The 15,039-nt window shown below is 58.5% G+C and carries 18 protein-coding genes, 1 tRNA gene and 1 pseudogene; 13 read left to right on the top strand and 7 right to left on the bottom strand.

Annotation, left to right across the window (positions count from 1 at the left end):
• Positions 1 to 74: 74 nt before the first annotated feature.
• The 3 genes from CU102_RS29790 to CU102_RS10460 all read left to right on the top strand — a co-directional run bounded on the left by CU102_RS29790 (position 75) and on the right by CU102_RS10460 (position 1,247).
• Positions 75 to 230, top strand: coding sequence for a hypothetical protein (locus tag CU102_RS29790; protein ID WP_166648509.1), 156 nt, complete (start codon positions 75 to 77; stop codon positions 228 to 230).
• Between the two features lie 42 nt (positions 231 to 272).
• Positions 273 to 428 (top strand): hypothetical protein, encoded by a 156-nt coding sequence (locus CU102_RS29785; RefSeq protein WP_166648510.1) that lies wholly within the window; start codon positions 273 to 275, stop codon positions 426 to 428.
• A gap of 297 nt (positions 429 to 725) precedes the next feature.
• Positions 726 to 1,247 carry a DedA family protein gene (locus tag CU102_RS10460; RefSeq protein ID WP_245425283.1) on the top strand — a complete coding sequence of 174 codons (522 nt, stop codon included), beginning with the start codon at positions 726 to 728 and terminating at the stop codon, positions 1,245 to 1,247.
• A 49-nt stretch (positions 1,248 to 1,296) separates the two neighbouring features.
• Here the strand turns inward: CU102_RS10460 and CU102_RS10455 are convergent.
• Positions 1,297 to 2,280, bottom strand: a pseudogene (locus CU102_RS10455) (sulfatase-like hydrolase/transferase); the annotation flags it as partial.
• Here CU102_RS10455 and CU102_RS10450 point away from each other — a divergent pair.
• Positions 2,186 to 2,767 carry a VIT1/CCC1 transporter family protein gene (locus tag CU102_RS10450; protein WP_106711020.1) on the top strand — a complete coding sequence of 194 codons (582 nt, stop codon included), beginning with the start codon at positions 2,186 to 2,188 and terminating at the stop codon, positions 2,765 to 2,767. The pseudogene CU102_RS10455 and the gene CU102_RS10450 sit on opposite strands and share 95 nt — an antisense overlap.
• 1 nt (position 2,768) lies before the next feature.
• Here the strand turns inward: CU102_RS10450 and CU102_RS10445 are convergent, their stop codons facing one another.
• Both CU102_RS10445 and CU102_RS10440 read right to left on the bottom strand, forming a co-directional pair.
• A complete protein-coding gene (locus CU102_RS10445; protein WP_106711019.1) occupies positions 2,769 to 3,809 on the bottom strand; it encodes a DUF2955 domain-containing protein in 1,041 nt (346 codons plus the stop codon).
• Positions 3,799 to 4,920 carry an HlyD family secretion protein gene (locus CU102_RS10440; RefSeq protein ID WP_106711018.1) on the bottom strand — a complete coding sequence of 374 codons (1,122 nt, stop codon included), beginning with the start codon at positions 4,918 to 4,920 and terminating at the stop codon, positions 3,799 to 3,801. The genes CU102_RS10445 and CU102_RS10440 overlap by 11 nt, the downstream gene beginning before the upstream one ends.
• Before the next feature lie 318 nt (positions 4,921 to 5,238).
• Between CU102_RS10440 and CU102_RS10435 the strand changes: the two genes are divergently transcribed.
• Positions 5,239 to 6,333 carry an AI-2E family transporter gene (locus CU102_RS10435; protein ID WP_245425282.1) on the top strand — a complete coding sequence of 365 codons (1,095 nt, stop codon included), beginning with the start codon at positions 5,239 to 5,241 and terminating at the stop codon, positions 6,331 to 6,333.
• A gap of 118 nt (positions 6,334 to 6,451) precedes the next feature.
• Here the strand turns inward: CU102_RS10435 and CU102_RS10430 are convergent.
• Positions 6,452 to 6,536, bottom strand: a tRNA-Leu gene (locus CU102_RS10430).
• A 415-nt stretch (positions 6,537 to 6,951) separates the two neighbouring features.
• Here CU102_RS10430 and CU102_RS10425 point away from each other — a divergent pair.
• Together CU102_RS10425 and CU102_RS10420 are read left to right on the top strand one after the other, a co-directional pair.
• On the top strand, positions 6,952 to 7,539 hold the full coding sequence (locus CU102_RS10425; protein WP_106711016.1) for a YqaA family protein: 588 nt from the start codon (positions 6,952 to 6,954) through the stop codon (positions 7,537 to 7,539).
• A gap of 27 nt (positions 7,540 to 7,566) precedes the next feature.
• Entirely contained in the window at positions 7,567 to 8,070 is a 504-nt protein-coding gene (locus CU102_RS10420) for a disulfide bond formation protein B (RefSeq protein WP_106711015.1), read from the top strand.
• Between the two features lie 158 nt (positions 8,071 to 8,228).
• On the opposite strand, the gene CU102_RS10415 is transcribed toward CU102_RS10420, so the two are convergent.
• Positions 8,229 to 8,786, bottom strand: a complete 558-nt coding sequence (locus tag CU102_RS10415; RefSeq protein WP_106711075.1) for an HNH endonuclease — start codon at positions 8,784 to 8,786, stop codon at positions 8,229 to 8,231.
• Between the two features lie 110 nt (positions 8,787 to 8,896).
• The gene (locus tag CU102_RS10410; protein ID WP_106711014.1) at positions 8,897 to 9,541 is read right to left on the bottom strand and encodes a DNA-3-methyladenine glycosylase family protein; all 645 of its coding nucleotides are present in this window, start codon (positions 9,539 to 9,541) and stop codon (positions 8,897 to 8,899) included.
• Positions 9,542 to 9,624: 83 nt separating this feature from the next.
• Between CU102_RS10410 and gluQRS the strand changes: the two genes are divergently transcribed.
• Both gluQRS and CU102_RS10400 read left to right on the top strand, forming a co-directional pair.
• Entirely contained in the window at positions 9,625 to 10,485 is an 861-nt protein-coding gene (gluQRS, locus tag CU102_RS10405; protein WP_106711013.1) for a tRNA glutamyl-Q(34) synthetase GluQRS, read from the top strand.
• Positions 10,486 to 10,551: 66 nt separating this feature from the next.
• The gene (locus CU102_RS10400) at positions 10,552 to 11,436 is read left to right on the top strand and encodes a DMT family transporter (RefSeq protein WP_106711012.1); all 885 of its coding nucleotides are present in this window, start codon (positions 10,552 to 10,554) and stop codon (positions 11,434 to 11,436) included.
• Here CU102_RS10400 and CU102_RS10395 read toward each other — a convergent pair.
• The gene (locus CU102_RS10395; protein WP_106711011.1) at positions 11,403 to 12,257 is read right to left on the bottom strand and encodes a YihY/virulence factor BrkB family protein; all 855 of its coding nucleotides are present in this window, start codon (positions 12,255 to 12,257) and stop codon (positions 11,403 to 11,405) included. The genes CU102_RS10400 and CU102_RS10395 overlap by 34 nt on opposite strands.
• A 97-nt stretch (positions 12,258 to 12,354) precedes the next feature.
• On the opposite strand from CU102_RS10395, the gene CU102_RS10390 reads away from it, so the two are divergent.
• The 4 genes from CU102_RS10390 (at position 12,355) to CU102_RS10375 (ending at position 14,977) form a co-directional block, all read left to right on the top strand.
• On the top strand, positions 12,355 to 13,188 hold the full coding sequence (locus CU102_RS10390) for an SDR family oxidoreductase (protein ID WP_106711074.1): 834 nt from the start codon (positions 12,355 to 12,357) through the stop codon (positions 13,186 to 13,188).
• Between the two features lie 220 nt (positions 13,189 to 13,408).
• Positions 13,409 to 13,606, top strand: coding sequence for a twin transmembrane helix small protein (locus tag CU102_RS10385; RefSeq protein WP_106711010.1), 198 nt, complete (start codon positions 13,409 to 13,411; stop codon positions 13,604 to 13,606).
• Positions 13,607 to 13,616: 10 nt separating this feature from the next.
• A complete protein-coding gene (locus tag CU102_RS10380) occupies positions 13,617 to 14,198 on the top strand; it encodes a cob(I)yrinic acid a,c-diamide adenosyltransferase (RefSeq protein WP_106711009.1) in 582 nt (193 codons plus the stop codon).
• Positions 14,199 to 14,233: 35 nt separating this feature from the next.
• Positions 14,234 to 14,977 (top strand): rhomboid family intramembrane serine protease, encoded by a 744-nt coding sequence (locus CU102_RS10375; protein ID WP_106711008.1) that lies wholly within the window; start codon positions 14,234 to 14,236, stop codon positions 14,975 to 14,977.
• The last annotated feature ends 62 nt before the right edge of the window (positions 14,978 to 15,039 follow it).

Below are 15,039 nucleotides of genomic sequence, written 5' to 3'. Positions count from 1 at the left end.
CAGAAATCGACTTTTCATCATCATTGATGCGGTCCGCACGGATCCGGACATCATTGCTGGAGGGTTGAACCAAGATGCGTATCGCGCTGTTGGTGGCAACGGCATTGTTGGTGTTGGCTGGCTGCGCTTCGTCGGGAAACGTCAGCCCGCTGGTATTCTGTGATGCTCCCGGCGAGTTCAAGTCCACGGTCACCACCCATTGCACGCCAAGGCTCGGCCACAAATACTGAAATTTCCACTGCTGCAAATCCTGTTTGGAAAGGGTTGAACACATGACACGTATTGCGATGTTTTTGGCAGCTGTCCTGGCGATCCTTCCCGGCTGCACCTCGTCCGGCAACGTCAGTCCCCTGGTGTTCTGCGACCGGCCCAGCGATTACGGCGCCAAGGTGTTCACCAATTGCACGCACCGCGTGAACGAGTATTGAACTTCTCCATCGGACGCAGCTAATCGGGGGATGAACGGATGCGACTTCCCGCCAATGCAGGCGGGAGCGAGCTTCGGGCTCAGCGCCGTCAAGGAGCAGTTCGCCGAGGCCATCAGGAAACAACACGGGCAGTAAACGAACCTGCGGCTTCCGGTATGCCCCTAGCGGATGTACCGGAAGGACGTATACGCATGGTCGTCATTGAGAAATATGGGCTTTTTGCCCCGTTGTTGGTGCCCCCGGAAATCCGCTACTCTGCCACCTTCGGAGTCATTTCACACAACCGAAGGCAAGCCTGTGGAATTCCTGCACAATAGCGCTTCATTCATCGAACCATACATACAGCAATACGGGCTCTATGCGATCTTTGTCATCGTATATCTTGAATCGCTGGGAGCACCGCTTCCCGGCGAAAGTGCACTTGTCGCGTCATCGCTTCTTGCAGTACGAGGCGACCTCGCAGTCACCAACCTGTTTTTCACCGTCTGGGCGGCCGCCGTACTTGGCGACAGCACCGGCTATGCCATCGGGCATTTTGGTGGCCGGCCGCTCCTGCAGCGATATGGCTGGCTCGTCAAACTCACGCCGGAACGGCTTGAAGAGCTGGAACAACTGTTCCGGCGTCGCGGAGCCATCATCGTCTTCAGCGCGCGTTTTGTCGTTGTGCTGCGGCAGTTGAACGGGCTGGTGGCGGGTTCGGTGGGAATGCCATGGCACAGTTTCATCCTGGCAAATATCCTTGGCGCCGGGCTCTGGGCGGCTGTCTGGAGTTTTGGACCGTATTTTTTCGGGGGCATGTTCCATGCGGTCTCGCGTTAAATGCCGCTGAGACCAAGCGGACGCCCTTGGGCGCCCGCTTTAGTGCTTATCATTCGCCGGCACGACGCTCGGCGCTCATCTGTTTAACCTGCTGGACGAGCTGCTCAAGGTTATAGCTCGCAGGATCCTGCATTGGCGGGTAGTCGACATAGCTCTGGAGTTCCTTCAGCCAAAGAACTTGCCCGATCGGCAGCAGGTTCCAGTCATAGATGTATGCGGTAACCGGCCCGGCAGCGTTCCGCCCTGACCCATAAGCGTCTTTATCTGCTGTCCGACGACGTTTCGAACGGGTCGCGCTTGATATTGACGACCTGGGTCCAGTGATAGGGAACTACCCCATTAAGGAAGCCTTCCGGTGAATCAGACACCATCGCGAAATACATCTTCCAGTTCTTGTAGCGGACGGCAGATGGGTCCTTGCCGGAATAATAGAAAAACGTATCTCGGGCGGATTCATCCGATTTACCTTCAAGATATTCGCGCTGGTTGACACCGTCGAGCGTGGTCTTGACGATGCCGGGATAGGTTCCTTTTTCAATCTGTGCCTTCAGCTCATTAGCCTTTGGACCGCCGGCGATGTCGACGAGGGTGGGCAGCCAGTCGAGCGAGGCGAAGATGTCGTTCTTCACGGTTCCGGGCTCAATGTGGCCAGGCCAGCGTACGACCAGTGGTGCACGCATGCCGCCTTCCCAGGTGGTCAGCTTGCCACCCTTGAACGGGTGGTGCCGCCGTCGGGGAAGGTGATGGTCTAGGCCCCATTGTCTGTGGTGAACGCGATAATGGTGTTATCGAGCTGCCCCATCTCATCGAGTTTTTTCAGCACGTAGCCAATGTTATCGTCCATCTGCTTCATGCCGGCTTCGTTGACGCCCCAGTCCTTGCCGCCGGGTTCGCCCACCATGCCCATGTATTTGTCGTTCACGACGGTGGTGACATGCATGCGCGCGGGGTTGTACCAGACGAAGAACGGCTTGTTCGTCTTCTTCGGATCATTGCGGTCGAGGAAGTCGATGACATGGCTGGAGATCTCCTCGATCGATGCGGTGTTCTTTATTCTTGGAACGCTCTTCTATCGCAGCCAGCGCACACGTTTCTTTCGCCAGATCAAGAACGCCAAAAACGAACAGGCTGCGCTGCTCGCCGTTCAGGAGCAGTTCGGTCTGGATGAGGAGCCGCTCGCCGCCCGTCCGCAAGATCGGGCTTTGCTCTATCAATCCATCCTCGCGCTTGCCACGCATTCGCAGCCCGTTCGTATGCGCCTCACACGCGCAGACTTCATCTCGGCCTTCTGCGTCTTCGTTCTTGTAGCGGCAACCGCAGTTCCTGCCGTTATTCCGTTATTGCTGATTGAAAATTCGTTCCTTGCGCTTCGCACAAGCAATCTCGTGCTCGTGCTGCTGCTGTTCATCGTCGGTTATACATGGGCACATTTTACCGATGCCCGGCCGATCTACGTGGGGCTGTCGGTCATGGTGTTGGGAATTGTCCTGGTTGGCATCGCCGTCGCACTCGGCGGTTAGGTCAGCCAGGGCGGATCGTGCTGCCTTCCTGCCGGGGCCAAAGCAGCGTTGTCATGAAGATCGCATAGGCAATGGCCACCAGTATGTAAGTGACCCGGGTGGAGAAGGACTCAGCGGCAGACCCAGGAAGCGGTGACACGCCGGTTCCGAAGACGAGTTGGAAGATCGTCAAGGCGCCCGCGTAAAGTTTGGCTGCTGGCGCATGCATGGCGGCACGGCCGCCAAATACCAAACCGGCAAGCAGCACCAATAAAAAGAGGAAAATGAGGGACGGCCGCACCTGAAGCAGCCCGAATGCGACGGACGCAGCTACGCCTCCAGTGATATTGGTTATCACGATCCCCAAGGCCGCGCGGGTACTGGCCGCGGCGTCGAATTGTGAGAGCAGTGACACGACTGTTATGGGAATGACAATCGCCGTGGCCAGCCCTTCGCGTGTCAGACAGGCAACCACTGCGATCAGGAGTATGGCGGTGTTGGCGGCAGCGTAGTGTGCCGCACGCGGATAGGTGGCCGCCGTTGGCGCTTTAAGGGCGGGGCTACCTTTGTCCGGGATAAAAACATAGGCCGCCCACATCAAAAGCATACCGGTCACCACGCTCTGAACGAGGATCATAAGAATGGTGTCGCCGAGATCCTCGTTCAGAATTGTGAGGAGCGGCACCATAACCGCAATGACCAGGACAAGAAAGATTGTGGGGCCGCCCTTGCCATTGGCCTGCTGGTAGAAACATCCGAAATAAATCAGACCGAGCAGGAGCAGGAGGACGGGCGGTTTGTCGCCGGTCAAAACCGTTACGAATTGCAGAAGTGCTCCGACGACAAGGATCAGCACTGTGACTGCCAGCGCCTTTTGCAACGGCATAGGGCGGGAACTTGAGATCAGAAACTGTGCGGCAAACAATGGTCCAAGGAAAGGGATGATTGCGCCCGAATAGACCATCCAGGAAAAGCCGACAGCAACGGCGAGTGCTATGCGCAGACCCTTGCGCTTTACATTAGCGCGGTCCTCCTCGTACGAAAGATGCGTGTCAGCTGACATAGGTGAGGACCGACAGAATTCGGATCCAGATGCTGCCGAGCGCATTGGTGACCGGATGGTCCCCGGTGTAGATAACCACATTCGCCTGTGAACCATACCGCACGCCCTTGGGCCGCCCCTCGTCGAGAACCAGGCGGATGGGAAAGCTCTGCGGTGTTCTCACCCATCCCGTGTCCGTGGAAATCTTTGGCAAGCCTGTCGCTGGGTCAACACTTCCCTGAGCCACCCCCAACCCTACGCCTTCAACTGTGGCGGCGAAAATCTGACCGGGGAGAACATCGAAAAGCACCTCCGCACGGTCGCCTGCGGCAACCATCTCAAGGCTGTTTTCCTTGAACGCGGCCGTGATCCAGATCGTGCCGGTGTCGATGAAGGTCAGTGCACTCTCGCCAGCGCTGAGCATGCCACCGACGGAAAGCTGAAGATTGGTGACGACGCCTTCCGCCGGCGCTGAAACCGTGGTGCGCAGCAGGTCAAGCTGAGCGGTTTCGAGCGCCGCGAGCGCCTCCTTCAGCTGCGGGTTGTCCTTTCCTGCGGGTCCAAGCTCCTCCCGAGCCCGCGTGAGATCGGCTTCGGCGGCATCCACGCCTGCATCTGCCTGATCCAGCGCGGCCGCGGCCTCATCATACTTCGCTTGGGCGTAGATACCGCGCCTGACAAGTTCCATGGCACGGGTGGCTTGATCCTGGACGTTGACGCGGACTGCCTTCGTCTCAACCACCTTGGCCTGCGCGACATCGACGGACGCCGTCGAAGCGCCGATCGTCTGACCTACCCCTGCAAGGCGTGCTTCCGCCTCCGCAACGGCAAGCCGGTACTGTTCCGGGTCAAGGCGAAACAGCATCTGGCCGGGCGTCACCGCGCTGTTGTCGGTCACGCCCACTTCGATAACCCGCCCGGTAACCTCCGGAGCTACGCCGACCACATATGCACTGACGGTCGCCTGCGAGGAAGAAGGGGTGCGCCGCTCCATGAAAACTGTGACGACGAACAGAAGGAGAGCGACCAGGAGCACAGTAATTGCAACTGTACGCTGCGGGTTTTTCTCTTTCAGAGGCGCACCCGCTGTATTCGGAGCATCATGAGGGGCCCCAGTTGCATCCGACGCCATGACGTTCCCCCCCCAAGATCACACGGCCGTCGTGCCGGGCTCTCCCTGCGCCAGCACCTGCCTTGGAATGACAATTTAGTCCTAAGCTGTCGCCATCGCAACGGGCTCCGGTGCGATGCCTGGGTCCAAGGAATTCTCATAACCGCGCCAGGCCGAGGCCAAATCGGACTTCTCAAAGTGCCTGCCCGAGGGGCCGTCCAGCGAGCACTTTTGCGTCTGTCTTGCAGGAAGGCCGAAACAGGTAAATAATCGACCAAAATACCGAGCTACCTGGGAAATCCAGATTGGCTGGGAAGGGGGGCAACCATGGAGCCGAACGTGACAATCCCTGAGCGCGCGCCGTCGCTCTTGAGAATGCTCGACGCAGCACTTCAGATCGGACTGGTAGCTTTACTGATCTTTGCCTGTAGCCGCATCATATTGCCCTTTACTGGCATCCTGCTCTGGTCGGTGATCCTCGCGGTCATGCTCTATCCTCTGCACCAACGCTTGGTCGCCCGGGTCGGCAATCGCTGGTCGGCGACGTTAATCGGGTTGGTCAGCGTTGCGCTGATGCTGGTACCATTGGTCATGGTGGTGACGTCGCTTGGATCTTCCATACTGGAGTTCGTCTCGGGCTTGCAAGACAGCAGTCTGACGGTGCCGCCGCCGCCGCCATGGCTTGCCGATCTGCCGCTGGTCGGCCAGAAACTGACCGAGACATGGGCGCTCGTCGCGACAAACATGCCGGCGGCGCTTGCCAAGTACGGCAAGATGCTGGGTGGAATTGCATCATGGCTGGCGTCGTTCGCGGGCGGTTTGGCCGCTGGACAACTGTCGTTCGTGCTTTCGTTCGCAGTCGCTGCCGTGCTCATCGCCTATGGCGAAGGCGCCACCGATTTCGCCAGCCGCCTGTTGGAACGTATCACCGGCAGCAAGGCACAGGGCCCCCGGCTGGTTGCGATGACCGGCGCTACGATCCGCGGTGTGGCGGTCGGCGTAGTCGGCGTAGCTGTCATCCAGTCGCTGCTGATCGGGATAGGCTTTTTTGCGATAGGTCTTTCGTCGGCCGGTGTTTTGACGCTTGTGGTGCTGTTGTTTGCCATCGTGCAGGTGCCTGCGTTGCTGGTAACGTTACCTGTCATAGCCTATGTTCTTGCGACGGAAGCGACCACGCCGGCGATCATCTTTTCGATCTGGACCGTCATTGCCGGGCTCAGCGACAACCTCCTCAAGCCATTGATGCTCGGCCGTGGACTTGAGGTTCCGATGCCGATCATTCTCATTGGTGTGATTGGCGGCATGATCGCTGACGGGCTTCTGGGTCTGTTTGTGGGTCCTGTGCTCCTGGCCGTTGGCTACGTACTGCTCATGGAGTGGCTGCGGTACGATCCCATCGAGGGCAGGTCGCGAGTTGAAGATGCGCGGCCATGATCGCCGTGATTGCTCTCGAGTTGCTGGCGAACTGAACCAACACGGACAGCCACAACGCCCGTAAACCCGGGCTTTTTCAACATTCTGTGAATTGGGGGAAGTTCTTGAAACGCTCTGTTGGTGCCCCCTGCCGGAATCGAACCAGCACTCCTTTCGGAACCTGATTTTGAGTCAGGCGCGTCTACCAATTCCGCCAAGGGGGCTGCCTAAAGCGCGAGGTCAGGGAAATCCCGAGACCGTGAAAGCCAAATACATGCAGAGGCCGCCTTCGGTCAACACCAATCAGTCGTTTTCCTGACGATAACGCACTCGTGTGTTGCCGCGCCCGCACAACGCCAGTAGAGGCGACATTCGGCATCTCACGAAAGTGCGGACCGGATTGCAAAATTTGAGTGAAACGATTCCATTTGGATGCAGTTTGCTCTAAGAGGCCTTTTTGGAAAGTCGCTGCGGCGAGGCATATGGCGCGGTTTTTGAGACCCGGAGCGCAGCGTACATAGAGTACGTGAGCACCGGAAGCGCAGAAAACCTCGTCAGATGACCGTCGCAATAGAGTTTCCAGACGGTCTCTAAGGAACACCGGCTTTCCCGAATAATCTCCCCGACAGGAACCGATTAATGCTGCGCAGACTTTACGATTGGACGATGTCTCTTGCCGCACGCAAATCAGCGGAAGTCTGGCTCGCCATCATCGCCTTCGTCGAAAGTTCGGTGTTCCTCGTGCCTGCCGATGTGCTTTATCTGCCGATGGCCCTCGCACGGCCGGAGCGGGCCTATCGCTATGCGCTCGTGGCAACGCTCGCTTCTGTTCTCGGCGGCATTGCCGGTTGGCTTCTCGGCTATTATGCCTATGAAACGCTGGCCAAGCCCATCCTCGAAATGTATGGCAAGCTCGACGCCTTCGAGCAGCTGCGCGGTTCGACCAGCGCCGATGCCATCCTGCTTCTGCTGATCACGTCGGGCCTTGCGCATCTGCCGCCGATCAAGGTCGTCACTATTCTTTCCGGCGCCGCCGCGATCAATATCTGGGTCTTCGTCGTATCGGCGATCATCGCACGCGGCGCGCGCTTCTTCTTCCTTGCCTGGCTGCTTCGCCGTTATGGCGAACCCATTCGCCATTTCATCGAAAAGCGGCTGGGCCTGATCGCAAGCGCGGCAGCGGCTGTCCTAATTTTGCTCTATGCCGTGTTCCATTATTATCTGTAGACCAGTTCGAGAGGACGTCAGAACATCATGACCACGGCCAGCACTTCCGCCCATTTCAAGACAGCGACCTTTCTCGTGCTGGCCATGATCGTGACCGTCGGGTCCGCACTCGGCTTCCAATATATCGGCGGCTATCTGCCCTGCAAATTGTGCCTGGAACAGCGCTATCCCTATTATGCGGCCATTCCGTTGATGGCGTTCGCCGTCGCCTCGTCCAGCCTGAAGTGGCCGGCGGGCCTCACCCGGCTTTTGCTGGCGCTGGGTGGCGTTCTGATGCTCATCGGCCTCGGACTTGCCATTTTCCACGCGGGCGTCGAATGGAAGTTCTGGGCTGGCCCGACCGATTGCACCGCCGTCGCGATGTCGATCACCACCGATGCGGGCAGTCTCCTCAACGATCTCAACGCCGTTCACCCGCCCGCATGCGATACGGCGGCGCTGCGCGTCCTCGGCTTGTCCTTCGCCGGCTGGAACGCCATCGCCAGCCTCATTTTGATGGTCATTGCCTTCCGGGGCGCAGCGAAGGCGTAGGGAACCTCCATCACCGCTGTTGAGATCATCTGAGAATTCAGCCCGGTGAGTCAGCTGGTGCGGTGTTCGGGAACCGGAGCGCAGCGTACACATAGTACGTGACACCGGAAGCGCAGAAAACCACACCGGATGGCCATCGGGCTGAATTGGCAGAGGTCTCAGGGCTCGAGTTCGACATCCCAGTAAAGATAATCCATCCAGCTTTCATGCAGATGGTTTGGCGGGAAGAGCCGGCCATTATTGTGCAGGTCGTGCACGGTGGGTTGGTAGGGCCTCTGGCGGGGCCACATCTTCGCACGATCCGGCATCAGGCCGCCCTTGCGCAGATTGCAGGGTGAACAGGCCGCCACGACATTTTCCCAGATCGTTTCACCGCCAGCGCAACGTGGCACAACGTGGTCGAAGGTGAGGTCTTCTTCGGAACCGCAATATTGGCATTCGAACCGGTCGCGCAGGAACACGTTGAACCGTGTGAAAGCCGGATTGCGCGAGGGCTTTATGTAAGTTTTGAGCGACACCACGCTGGGTAGCCGCATGGCAAATGAGGGGGAAGAAACCTCGTGTTCGTACTCGGCAACGATGTTCACACGGTCGAGGAAAACCGCCTTGATCGCGTCCTGCCAGGACCAGAGCGACAAGGGGTAATAACTGAGCGGACGATAATCCGCGTTGAGTACCAATGCCGGTAACCCGTCCGGCGAGACGGCTATTGTCAAGGAATCAAACTCCCAATCCAACCATCAGGCCCCATTATTGTAAGCTGGACGTGACAGGAATGTGAAGCGAATTGCTGTCTTTGTTGAGGAAAAACCCCGTTATTTCAACTTCATGTAATCGGTGTGCCATCGCGGCCACGGGTTGCGGCGTAGTAAGCCCAGAAAAGCCGGGCCGCGACACCGCGCCAGGGCGACCAGCGCTCGGCAAACTGCCGCAGGGCCTTTGAGTCGGGTCGCACTGATTCGGCGAATGCATGGGCATAGGCGTGCTGCAGCGCCACATCGCCCGACGGAAACACATCGGCATGGCCTGCGGAAAACAGGAGATAGACTTCCGCCGTCCACGGGCCGATCCCCTTCACGCTCGTCATCGCGGCCATGGCTTCGTCGATTGGCTGCTCGCAAAGGCCGTGGAGATCGAGCTCTCCAGCGATGATGGCTTCGCTGATGCGCGCGAGTGTCGCCTGCTTGGCGCGCGACAGGCCGGCAAGACGCCAAGCCTCTTCGCCTGCCGCGAGATAGTTTTCCGGCGTCAAGGGTTCAATGAGACCGGCCAGCCGGTTCCAGATCGAAGCAGCGCTCGCCTTGGAAACCTGCTGTGACACGATCACCGAGGCAAGGCTCTCAAATCCCGGCTCCGAGCGGCGCAGCGGCAACGGCCCTGCCCTTGTCGCGATCGCGCCAAGCTCGGGATGGGTTTGCAGCAAGGCCTCCAGCCCCTCGGCAATGTCATCAAGCGTGTCTATCCTGCGCATATAGTTTGCCGCTCACTTTGCATCGTTTCGCAAACACCGTATCAATTGCTTCGATACCCACGCAAGAACGCCAGCTCACTCTCATGACAGCTCCTGTCTTCCGTTTCGCCCCCAGTCCCAATGGCCATCTGCATCTTGGCCATGCCTATTCGGCACTGCTGAATCTGCGGATGGCGCGCGCCATGAAAGGACGACTGCTGCTGCGTATGGAGGATATCGACCGTGAACGCTGTACGCCGGAGCTGGACCAAGCGATGCTGGAGGACTTGCACTGGATCGGATTAGATTGGGAATTGCCGGTTCGCCGCCAGTCAGAGCACTTTGCGGTCTATAGCGAGGCCCTGGACAAGCTGATCGGAATGGACCTTGTCTATCCGGCGTTTCTCAGCCGCGGCGATATCAAACGCGAGATCGAGAAGAGCGCCGGTGGCAAAGACAACTGGCCGCGTGATCCTGATGGCACGCTGCTCTATCCGAACGCCGACCGGCAGCTCTCACAGCGTGAACGCGACAGGCGAATCGGTGAAGGGCGCCTCTTTTCCTGGCGCCTGAACATGGATCGCGCGGTCGAGCTGTTGCGCGTACCGCTCTCATGGACCGAGTTCGCGCCGGAGCATACCGTCCTGGCCCGGCCGCAGGATTGGGGCGACATCATCATCGCGCGCAGGGACATGCCGACGAGCTACCATCTTTCCGTCGTGATTGACGATGCACTGCAGGGGATTACCCATGTCGTTCGTGGCAGGGACCTCCTGCATGCCACGAGCGTCCATCGCCTCCTGCAGCATCTCCTCGGCATCGAACCGCCGCTCTATCACCATCACACCCTGATCCTTGATCGCGACGGCCAGAAACTGGCAAAGAGCCGCAAGGACACATCCCTGCGGGATCTGCGCGAACAGGGAAAGACCCGTCAGGACATATTCGATCAGGTCGGATTGTGATCTATCGCCAGCGCCGATTCCGGTATAGACAAGCACCCGTTGCATCCCTCGACCCGGTTCCCCGCCATGCCCGTTCGTTATTTTCCCGCCCTGTTCGTTGTGCTCTGGGCCACCGGTTTCATCGGCGCCCGCTATGCCATGCCGTACATGGAGCCATTCCTGTTCCTGACGGCGCGGTTCCTGATCGCGGGGGCAATCCTTGGGGTCTGGGTGGTCCTTGCCGGCAATCACTGGCCGAGCAAGCGTGGTGCCATGCATGCGATCATCGCCGGCTGCTTGATCCACGGCGTCTATCTCGGTGCGGTATTCTGGGCCATCCACAATGGCCTGCCCGCCGGCATGTCCGCACTTGTGGTCGGGCTGCAACCCCTGATCACGGCGCTGATTGCCGGATTGGCGCTTGGCGAGAAAATCCAGCCGCGCCATTGGGCCGGACTTGCCGTCGGATTCTACGGCGTTGCCATGGTGCTCTGGCCCAAACTGTCGATCTCGGCGGACGGCATCACACCGGCGACAGTCTCCGCGTCGATCCTGTCGGTTATCGCCATCAGTGCCGGCACGGTCTGGCAGAAACGATTTGTCGGCGCAATCGACCTGAAAGCCGGGACAACACTGCAATATCTCGGCGCAGCGGTGCTAACGGGCGTGTTTTCACTGCTGTTTGAGACGCACGTCGTCATCTGGTCAGGATCGCTGGTATTCGCCATGTTATGGCTGGTCTTCGTCCTGTCGATCGGCGCAGTGCTGCTCCTGATGATTCTCATCAATCAGGGCGCCGTGTCGAAGGTGGCCTCATTATTTTATCTGGTGCCGGGCGTTACTGCCCTGATGGCCTATGCGCTGTTCGGCGAGACACTGACATTGTTCCAGCTGTTCGGCATGTTGATTGCCACGCTGGGCGTCGCACTGTCGACTGGTCAGAGGCGCTCCGCTGCCTTGCCTTCGCGGTAACGGATGATCGCCGCATTGATTTCAGCGCCGATGATGAAGATCGCCGCGATGATATACAGAAAGACGATCGCTGCCATGATCGAGGCAAGTCCCGCATAGGTCGAGACATAGGACGCGAAGGTTTCGAGATAACTGGCAAAGATTGCCGCGCCTGCGGTCCACGCGATCAGCGTAAGCACGATGCCGGGCAGGATGTCGACGAAGCGCCTGCGGCCGGCGGGCAGCCATAGATGCACCACCAGGAGGCCGATGATGAGCACTGCTGTCGCAATGCAATAGCGCCAGAAGCCGATCGTGCCCGAGACCAGCGTAATTTCGGGTATCCATCTTTCGGCAATGCGCACTGCCAATGGCGCCAGCACCAGCAGAAAGCTGATAGCCATGATGCCAATGGTTGCGACAACGACGTAGCCAAGGCTCTGCAGGCGGCAATAGATGATCGAACGTGTATCGATGACCCGGTAGGCCCGGTTGAGCGCAACGCGCAATGCCTCGATGCCGTTGGAGGCAAAATAGGCGGCTGCGATCACGCTGATCGTCAAGAGTCCGCCGCGCTGGACATTGAGAACATTGCGCACTTCATGGGCAATGGGCGTTGCGATCACCTCCGGCCAGGTATCGAAGATCACGTGCACGGCGGTGTCGGTGAACGCGCTGGCGCCGAGAAAACTGGCAAGCGCCGTAGCAAAGATGAGGAATGGAAATAGCGCCATCATCCCGGACAGCGCGACGTGGCTGGCCAGCGCCCAACCATCATCGGTCAGGAAATGCCCCAGCGCATCGACGGCAACACGCCGGAGAAAACCATATAGTTTACGCATCAAAGATGTTTTGCCCCCTTGATCCGCGAGATTGCAAGGCGTTGGCGAATATGTGAAGTCTTTTTATTCAATCGATCGATATGAAACACTCGGTAAGATGGCCAGTTCCAAAACGATTTTGATTACAGGATGTTCCAGTGGCATCGGCGCCCATTGCGCGCGGGCATTGAAGACAGATGGCTGGACAGTCTTTGCCACGGCAAGGCAGCCTTCGGATATCGACGCGCTGAGGGCGGATGGCCTGTCTGCCCATTATCTCGATTATCGCGAGCCGGACTCCATCGCCGCCCTTGTTGAAGCGGTGCTGAAGGAAACCGGCGGCACGCTCGACGCGCTCTTCAACAACGGGGCCCATGCCTTGCCGGGCGCCGTGGAAGACCTGCCGCTCGCCGGGCTACGGGAACAGTTCGATGCCAATTTCTTCGGCTGGCACGAACTGACACGCCAAGTCGTTCCCGTCATGCGCAGACAGGGTCACGGGCGGATCGTCCATTGCTCGTCGATCCTTGGCCTGGTGCCGATGAAATGGCGTGGCGCTTATGTTGCATCCAAATTCGCGGTCGAAGGGCTGATGCTGGTGCAGCGCATGGAACTGGAAGGCTCCGGCATTCATGTCTCGCTGATCGAGCCGGGTCCGATCGCGACGCGCTTCACCTTAAACGCGCTCATGCAGAGCAAAAAGTACATCGATGTTGAAAATTCCGTCCACCGTGACGCGTATCGCAGGCATATCGCGCGCTTGGCAGGCGGCGGATCCAAGTCGAAATTCAAGCTTGGCCCCGATGCAGTGTACGCCGTGCTCAGGGACGCATTGGAAAGTCCGCATCCGCGCCCCCATTATCTGGTGACGCGCCCGGCAAAAATTACCGATTTCGCCCGCAGATTTCTGTCAAAGCGTGCGCTATATCGCATGCTCGCCAGCCAATCATGATAAGATCAGCCGGGACAGACTTGAAAGACCGGCTGGTGGAACGGAATTTGACATTTGAGACCCACCTTGCAGCAACGCATGTGCTCAAATGTCCAAATTCAAAGTTCCACTAGAATTACATAGTTACCAATGGTCCTTTGATTCTGGCATTCGTAAAAGGGTCCTGCAGGATTGGGATACGAATGTCAGAATTGGACCATTGGTCTGAAAGGAAATACCCATGGATATCATCTTCAAGTTTCTGGCAGTCATCGCCATTGCCGCGGTGACCATCGTGCTTCTCGTTGGCCTGCGCAACATGATGAAGGGCGGCGACGCCAACTTCTCCAACAAGATGATGCAGCTGCGCATCTTCCTGCAACTGATCGCCATCATCCTCATCGTCGGCGCGCTCTATTTCCACCGCGCGGCCGGTTAGGGCGCCTCCAATGGTAAAGCTGAACAAGATCTACACACGAACCGGCGATGACGGCACGACCGGGCTAGGCAGTGGCGAGCGGCGGCTGAAGCACGATTTGCGCGTGGAAGCCTACGGCACTGTGGATGAGGCGAATTCCTGCATAGGCCTGGCCCGGCTCTACACGGAGAAGGATTTTCCCGAGCTCGACGCCATGCTCATGCGCATACAGAACGATCTCTTCGATCTTGGAGCGGACCTGTCGACGCCCGACACCGGCGAGACGCTTGCCTACGAACCACTGCGGATCATCGATACCCAGGTTCTGCGCGTTGAAGCTGACATCGACCAATTGAATGCCAATCTTGCACCGCTGCGCTCTTTCGTGCTGCCGGGCGGCTCGCCCGCATCCGCGGCGCTGCACCTTGCACGGACCGTTGCCCGCCGCGCCGAGCGGCATATGGTCGAACTCACGCAGAAGCCTGACGAGACGGTCACCCCAGCCGCTCTGAAATACATCAACCGCGTGTCGGATTTTCTCTTTGTTGCCGCCCGCGTGGTCAATGACAATGGCGCGAAGGACGTGTTATGGGTGCCGGGTCATAATCGCTAAATGCGAAGAATCACTGAGGCAGGGGACCGGCGCCGATGTTCATTCCATTGTACGACGCCAACCGTCTCAAACATGTCAGGCTGCAATACGTGACACTGTCTCTCATCGTCCTGAACGCCGTAATCTTTGGTCTGGTGGCGCTGTTTGACTACGGTGGACAGGCGGCATCTGTTGCATTTGGCTATATTCCCGCCGTCGCTCACGAACTGGTCGTGCGCCCGCCGCAATACGACTACATTCCCGAGGGCTATACCTACATTACCTACACGTTCCTGCACGGCGATATCTACCATCTTGGCGGTAATATGCTCTTCCTCTGGGTCTTTGGCGACAATGTCGAAGACGCGATGGGACATAGAAAATTCCTCATCTTCTATTTTCTTTGCGGAGCGGCCGGTGCCTTTCTGCACGGCCTCGTCTTTGCCGATTCACAAGGGCCGTTGATTGGCGCGTCAGGTGCGATTTTCGGCGTCGTCACGGCGTATCTCATGCTGCACCCGCGGGTATGGGTCTGGGTATTTGCCTTTGGCCGCATCCCCTTGCCGCTTCCCGCGGTCTATCTGCTCGCCCTCTGGATTGCCGAGCAGTTCTTGCTGGTGTTTGTGCACGGCGACGAACGCATCTCCTGGTCGGCGCACATCGGCGGCATCATTGCAGGCGCATTGCTGGTCGGCATTTTCAAACGCCGCAGCATACCTCTGTTCGATCGTCCGGTCGCCTCACCCAAGGCCGTTGTCGTCGACAATCAGCTCGGCAAGGATCCTTCGCGTGGTCAATGACAATGGCGCCGGGGACGTGTTATGGGTGCCGCGTCATAATCGCTGAGGCAGGGGACCGGCGC

Origin of the sequence: Phyllobacterium brassicacearum (genome assembly GCF_003010955.1) — a bacterium.
In the GTDB taxonomy this organism is placed as follows: Bacteria; Pseudomonadota; Alphaproteobacteria; order Rhizobiales; family Rhizobiaceae; genus Phyllobacterium; species Phyllobacterium brassicacearum.
This window is presented reverse-complemented; position numbering and strand designations above follow the sequence as displayed.

What these genes read in the sequence shown, in the direction of transcription:
- CU102_RS29790 (WP_166648509.1), top strand. Translation starts at nt 75, where the DNA reads ATGCGTATCGCGCTGTTGGTGGCAACGGCATTGTTGGTGTTGGCTGGC.
- CU102_RS29785 (WP_166648510.1), top strand. Translation starts at nt 273, where the DNA reads ATGACACGTATTGCGATGTTTTTGGCAGCTGTCCTGGCGATCCTTCCC.
- CU102_RS10450 (WP_106711020.1), top strand. Translation starts at nt 2,186, where the DNA reads ATGCGCGCGGGGTTGTACCAGACGAAGAACGGCTTGTTCGTCTTCTTC.
- CU102_RS10445 (WP_106711019.1), bottom strand. Translation starts at nt 3,809, where the DNA reads ATGTCAGCTGACACGCATCTTTCGTACGAGGAGGACCGCGCTAATGTA.
- CU102_RS10440 (WP_106711018.1), bottom strand. Translation starts at nt 4,920, where the DNA reads ATGGCGTCGGATGCAACTGGGGCCCCTCATGATGCTCCGAATACAGCG.
- CU102_RS10425 (WP_106711016.1), top strand. Translation starts at nt 6,952, where the DNA reads ATGCTGCGCAGACTTTACGATTGGACGATGTCTCTTGCCGCACGCAAA.
- CU102_RS10420 (WP_106711015.1), top strand. Translation starts at nt 7,567, where the DNA reads ATGACCACGGCCAGCACTTCCGCCCATTTCAAGACAGCGACCTTTCTC.
- CU102_RS10410 (WP_106711014.1), bottom strand. Translation starts at nt 9,541, where the DNA reads ATGCGCAGGATAGACACGCTTGATGACATTGCCGAGGGGCTGGAGGCC.
- gluQRS (WP_106711013.1), top strand. Translation starts at nt 9,625, where the DNA reads ATGACAGCTCCTGTCTTCCGTTTCGCCCCCAGTCCCAATGGCCATCTG.
- CU102_RS10400 (WP_106711012.1), top strand. Translation starts at nt 10,552, where the DNA reads ATGCCCGTTCGTTATTTTCCCGCCCTGTTCGTTGTGCTCTGGGCCACC.
- CU102_RS10395 (WP_106711011.1), bottom strand. Translation starts at nt 12,257, where the DNA reads ATGCGTAAACTATATGGTTTTCTCCGGCGTGTTGCCGTCGATGCGCTG.
- CU102_RS10390 (WP_106711074.1), top strand. Translation starts at nt 12,355, where the DNA reads ATGGCCAGTTCCAAAACGATTTTGATTACAGGATGTTCCAGTGGCATC.
- CU102_RS10385 (WP_106711010.1), top strand. Translation starts at nt 13,409, where the DNA reads ATGGATATCATCTTCAAGTTTCTGGCAGTCATCGCCATTGCCGCGGTG.
- CU102_RS10380 (WP_106711009.1), top strand. Translation starts at nt 13,617, where the DNA reads ATGGTAAAGCTGAACAAGATCTACACACGAACCGGCGATGACGGCACG.
- CU102_RS10375 (WP_106711008.1), top strand. Translation starts at nt 14,234, where the DNA reads ATGTTCATTCCATTGTACGACGCCAACCGTCTCAAACATGTCAGGCTG.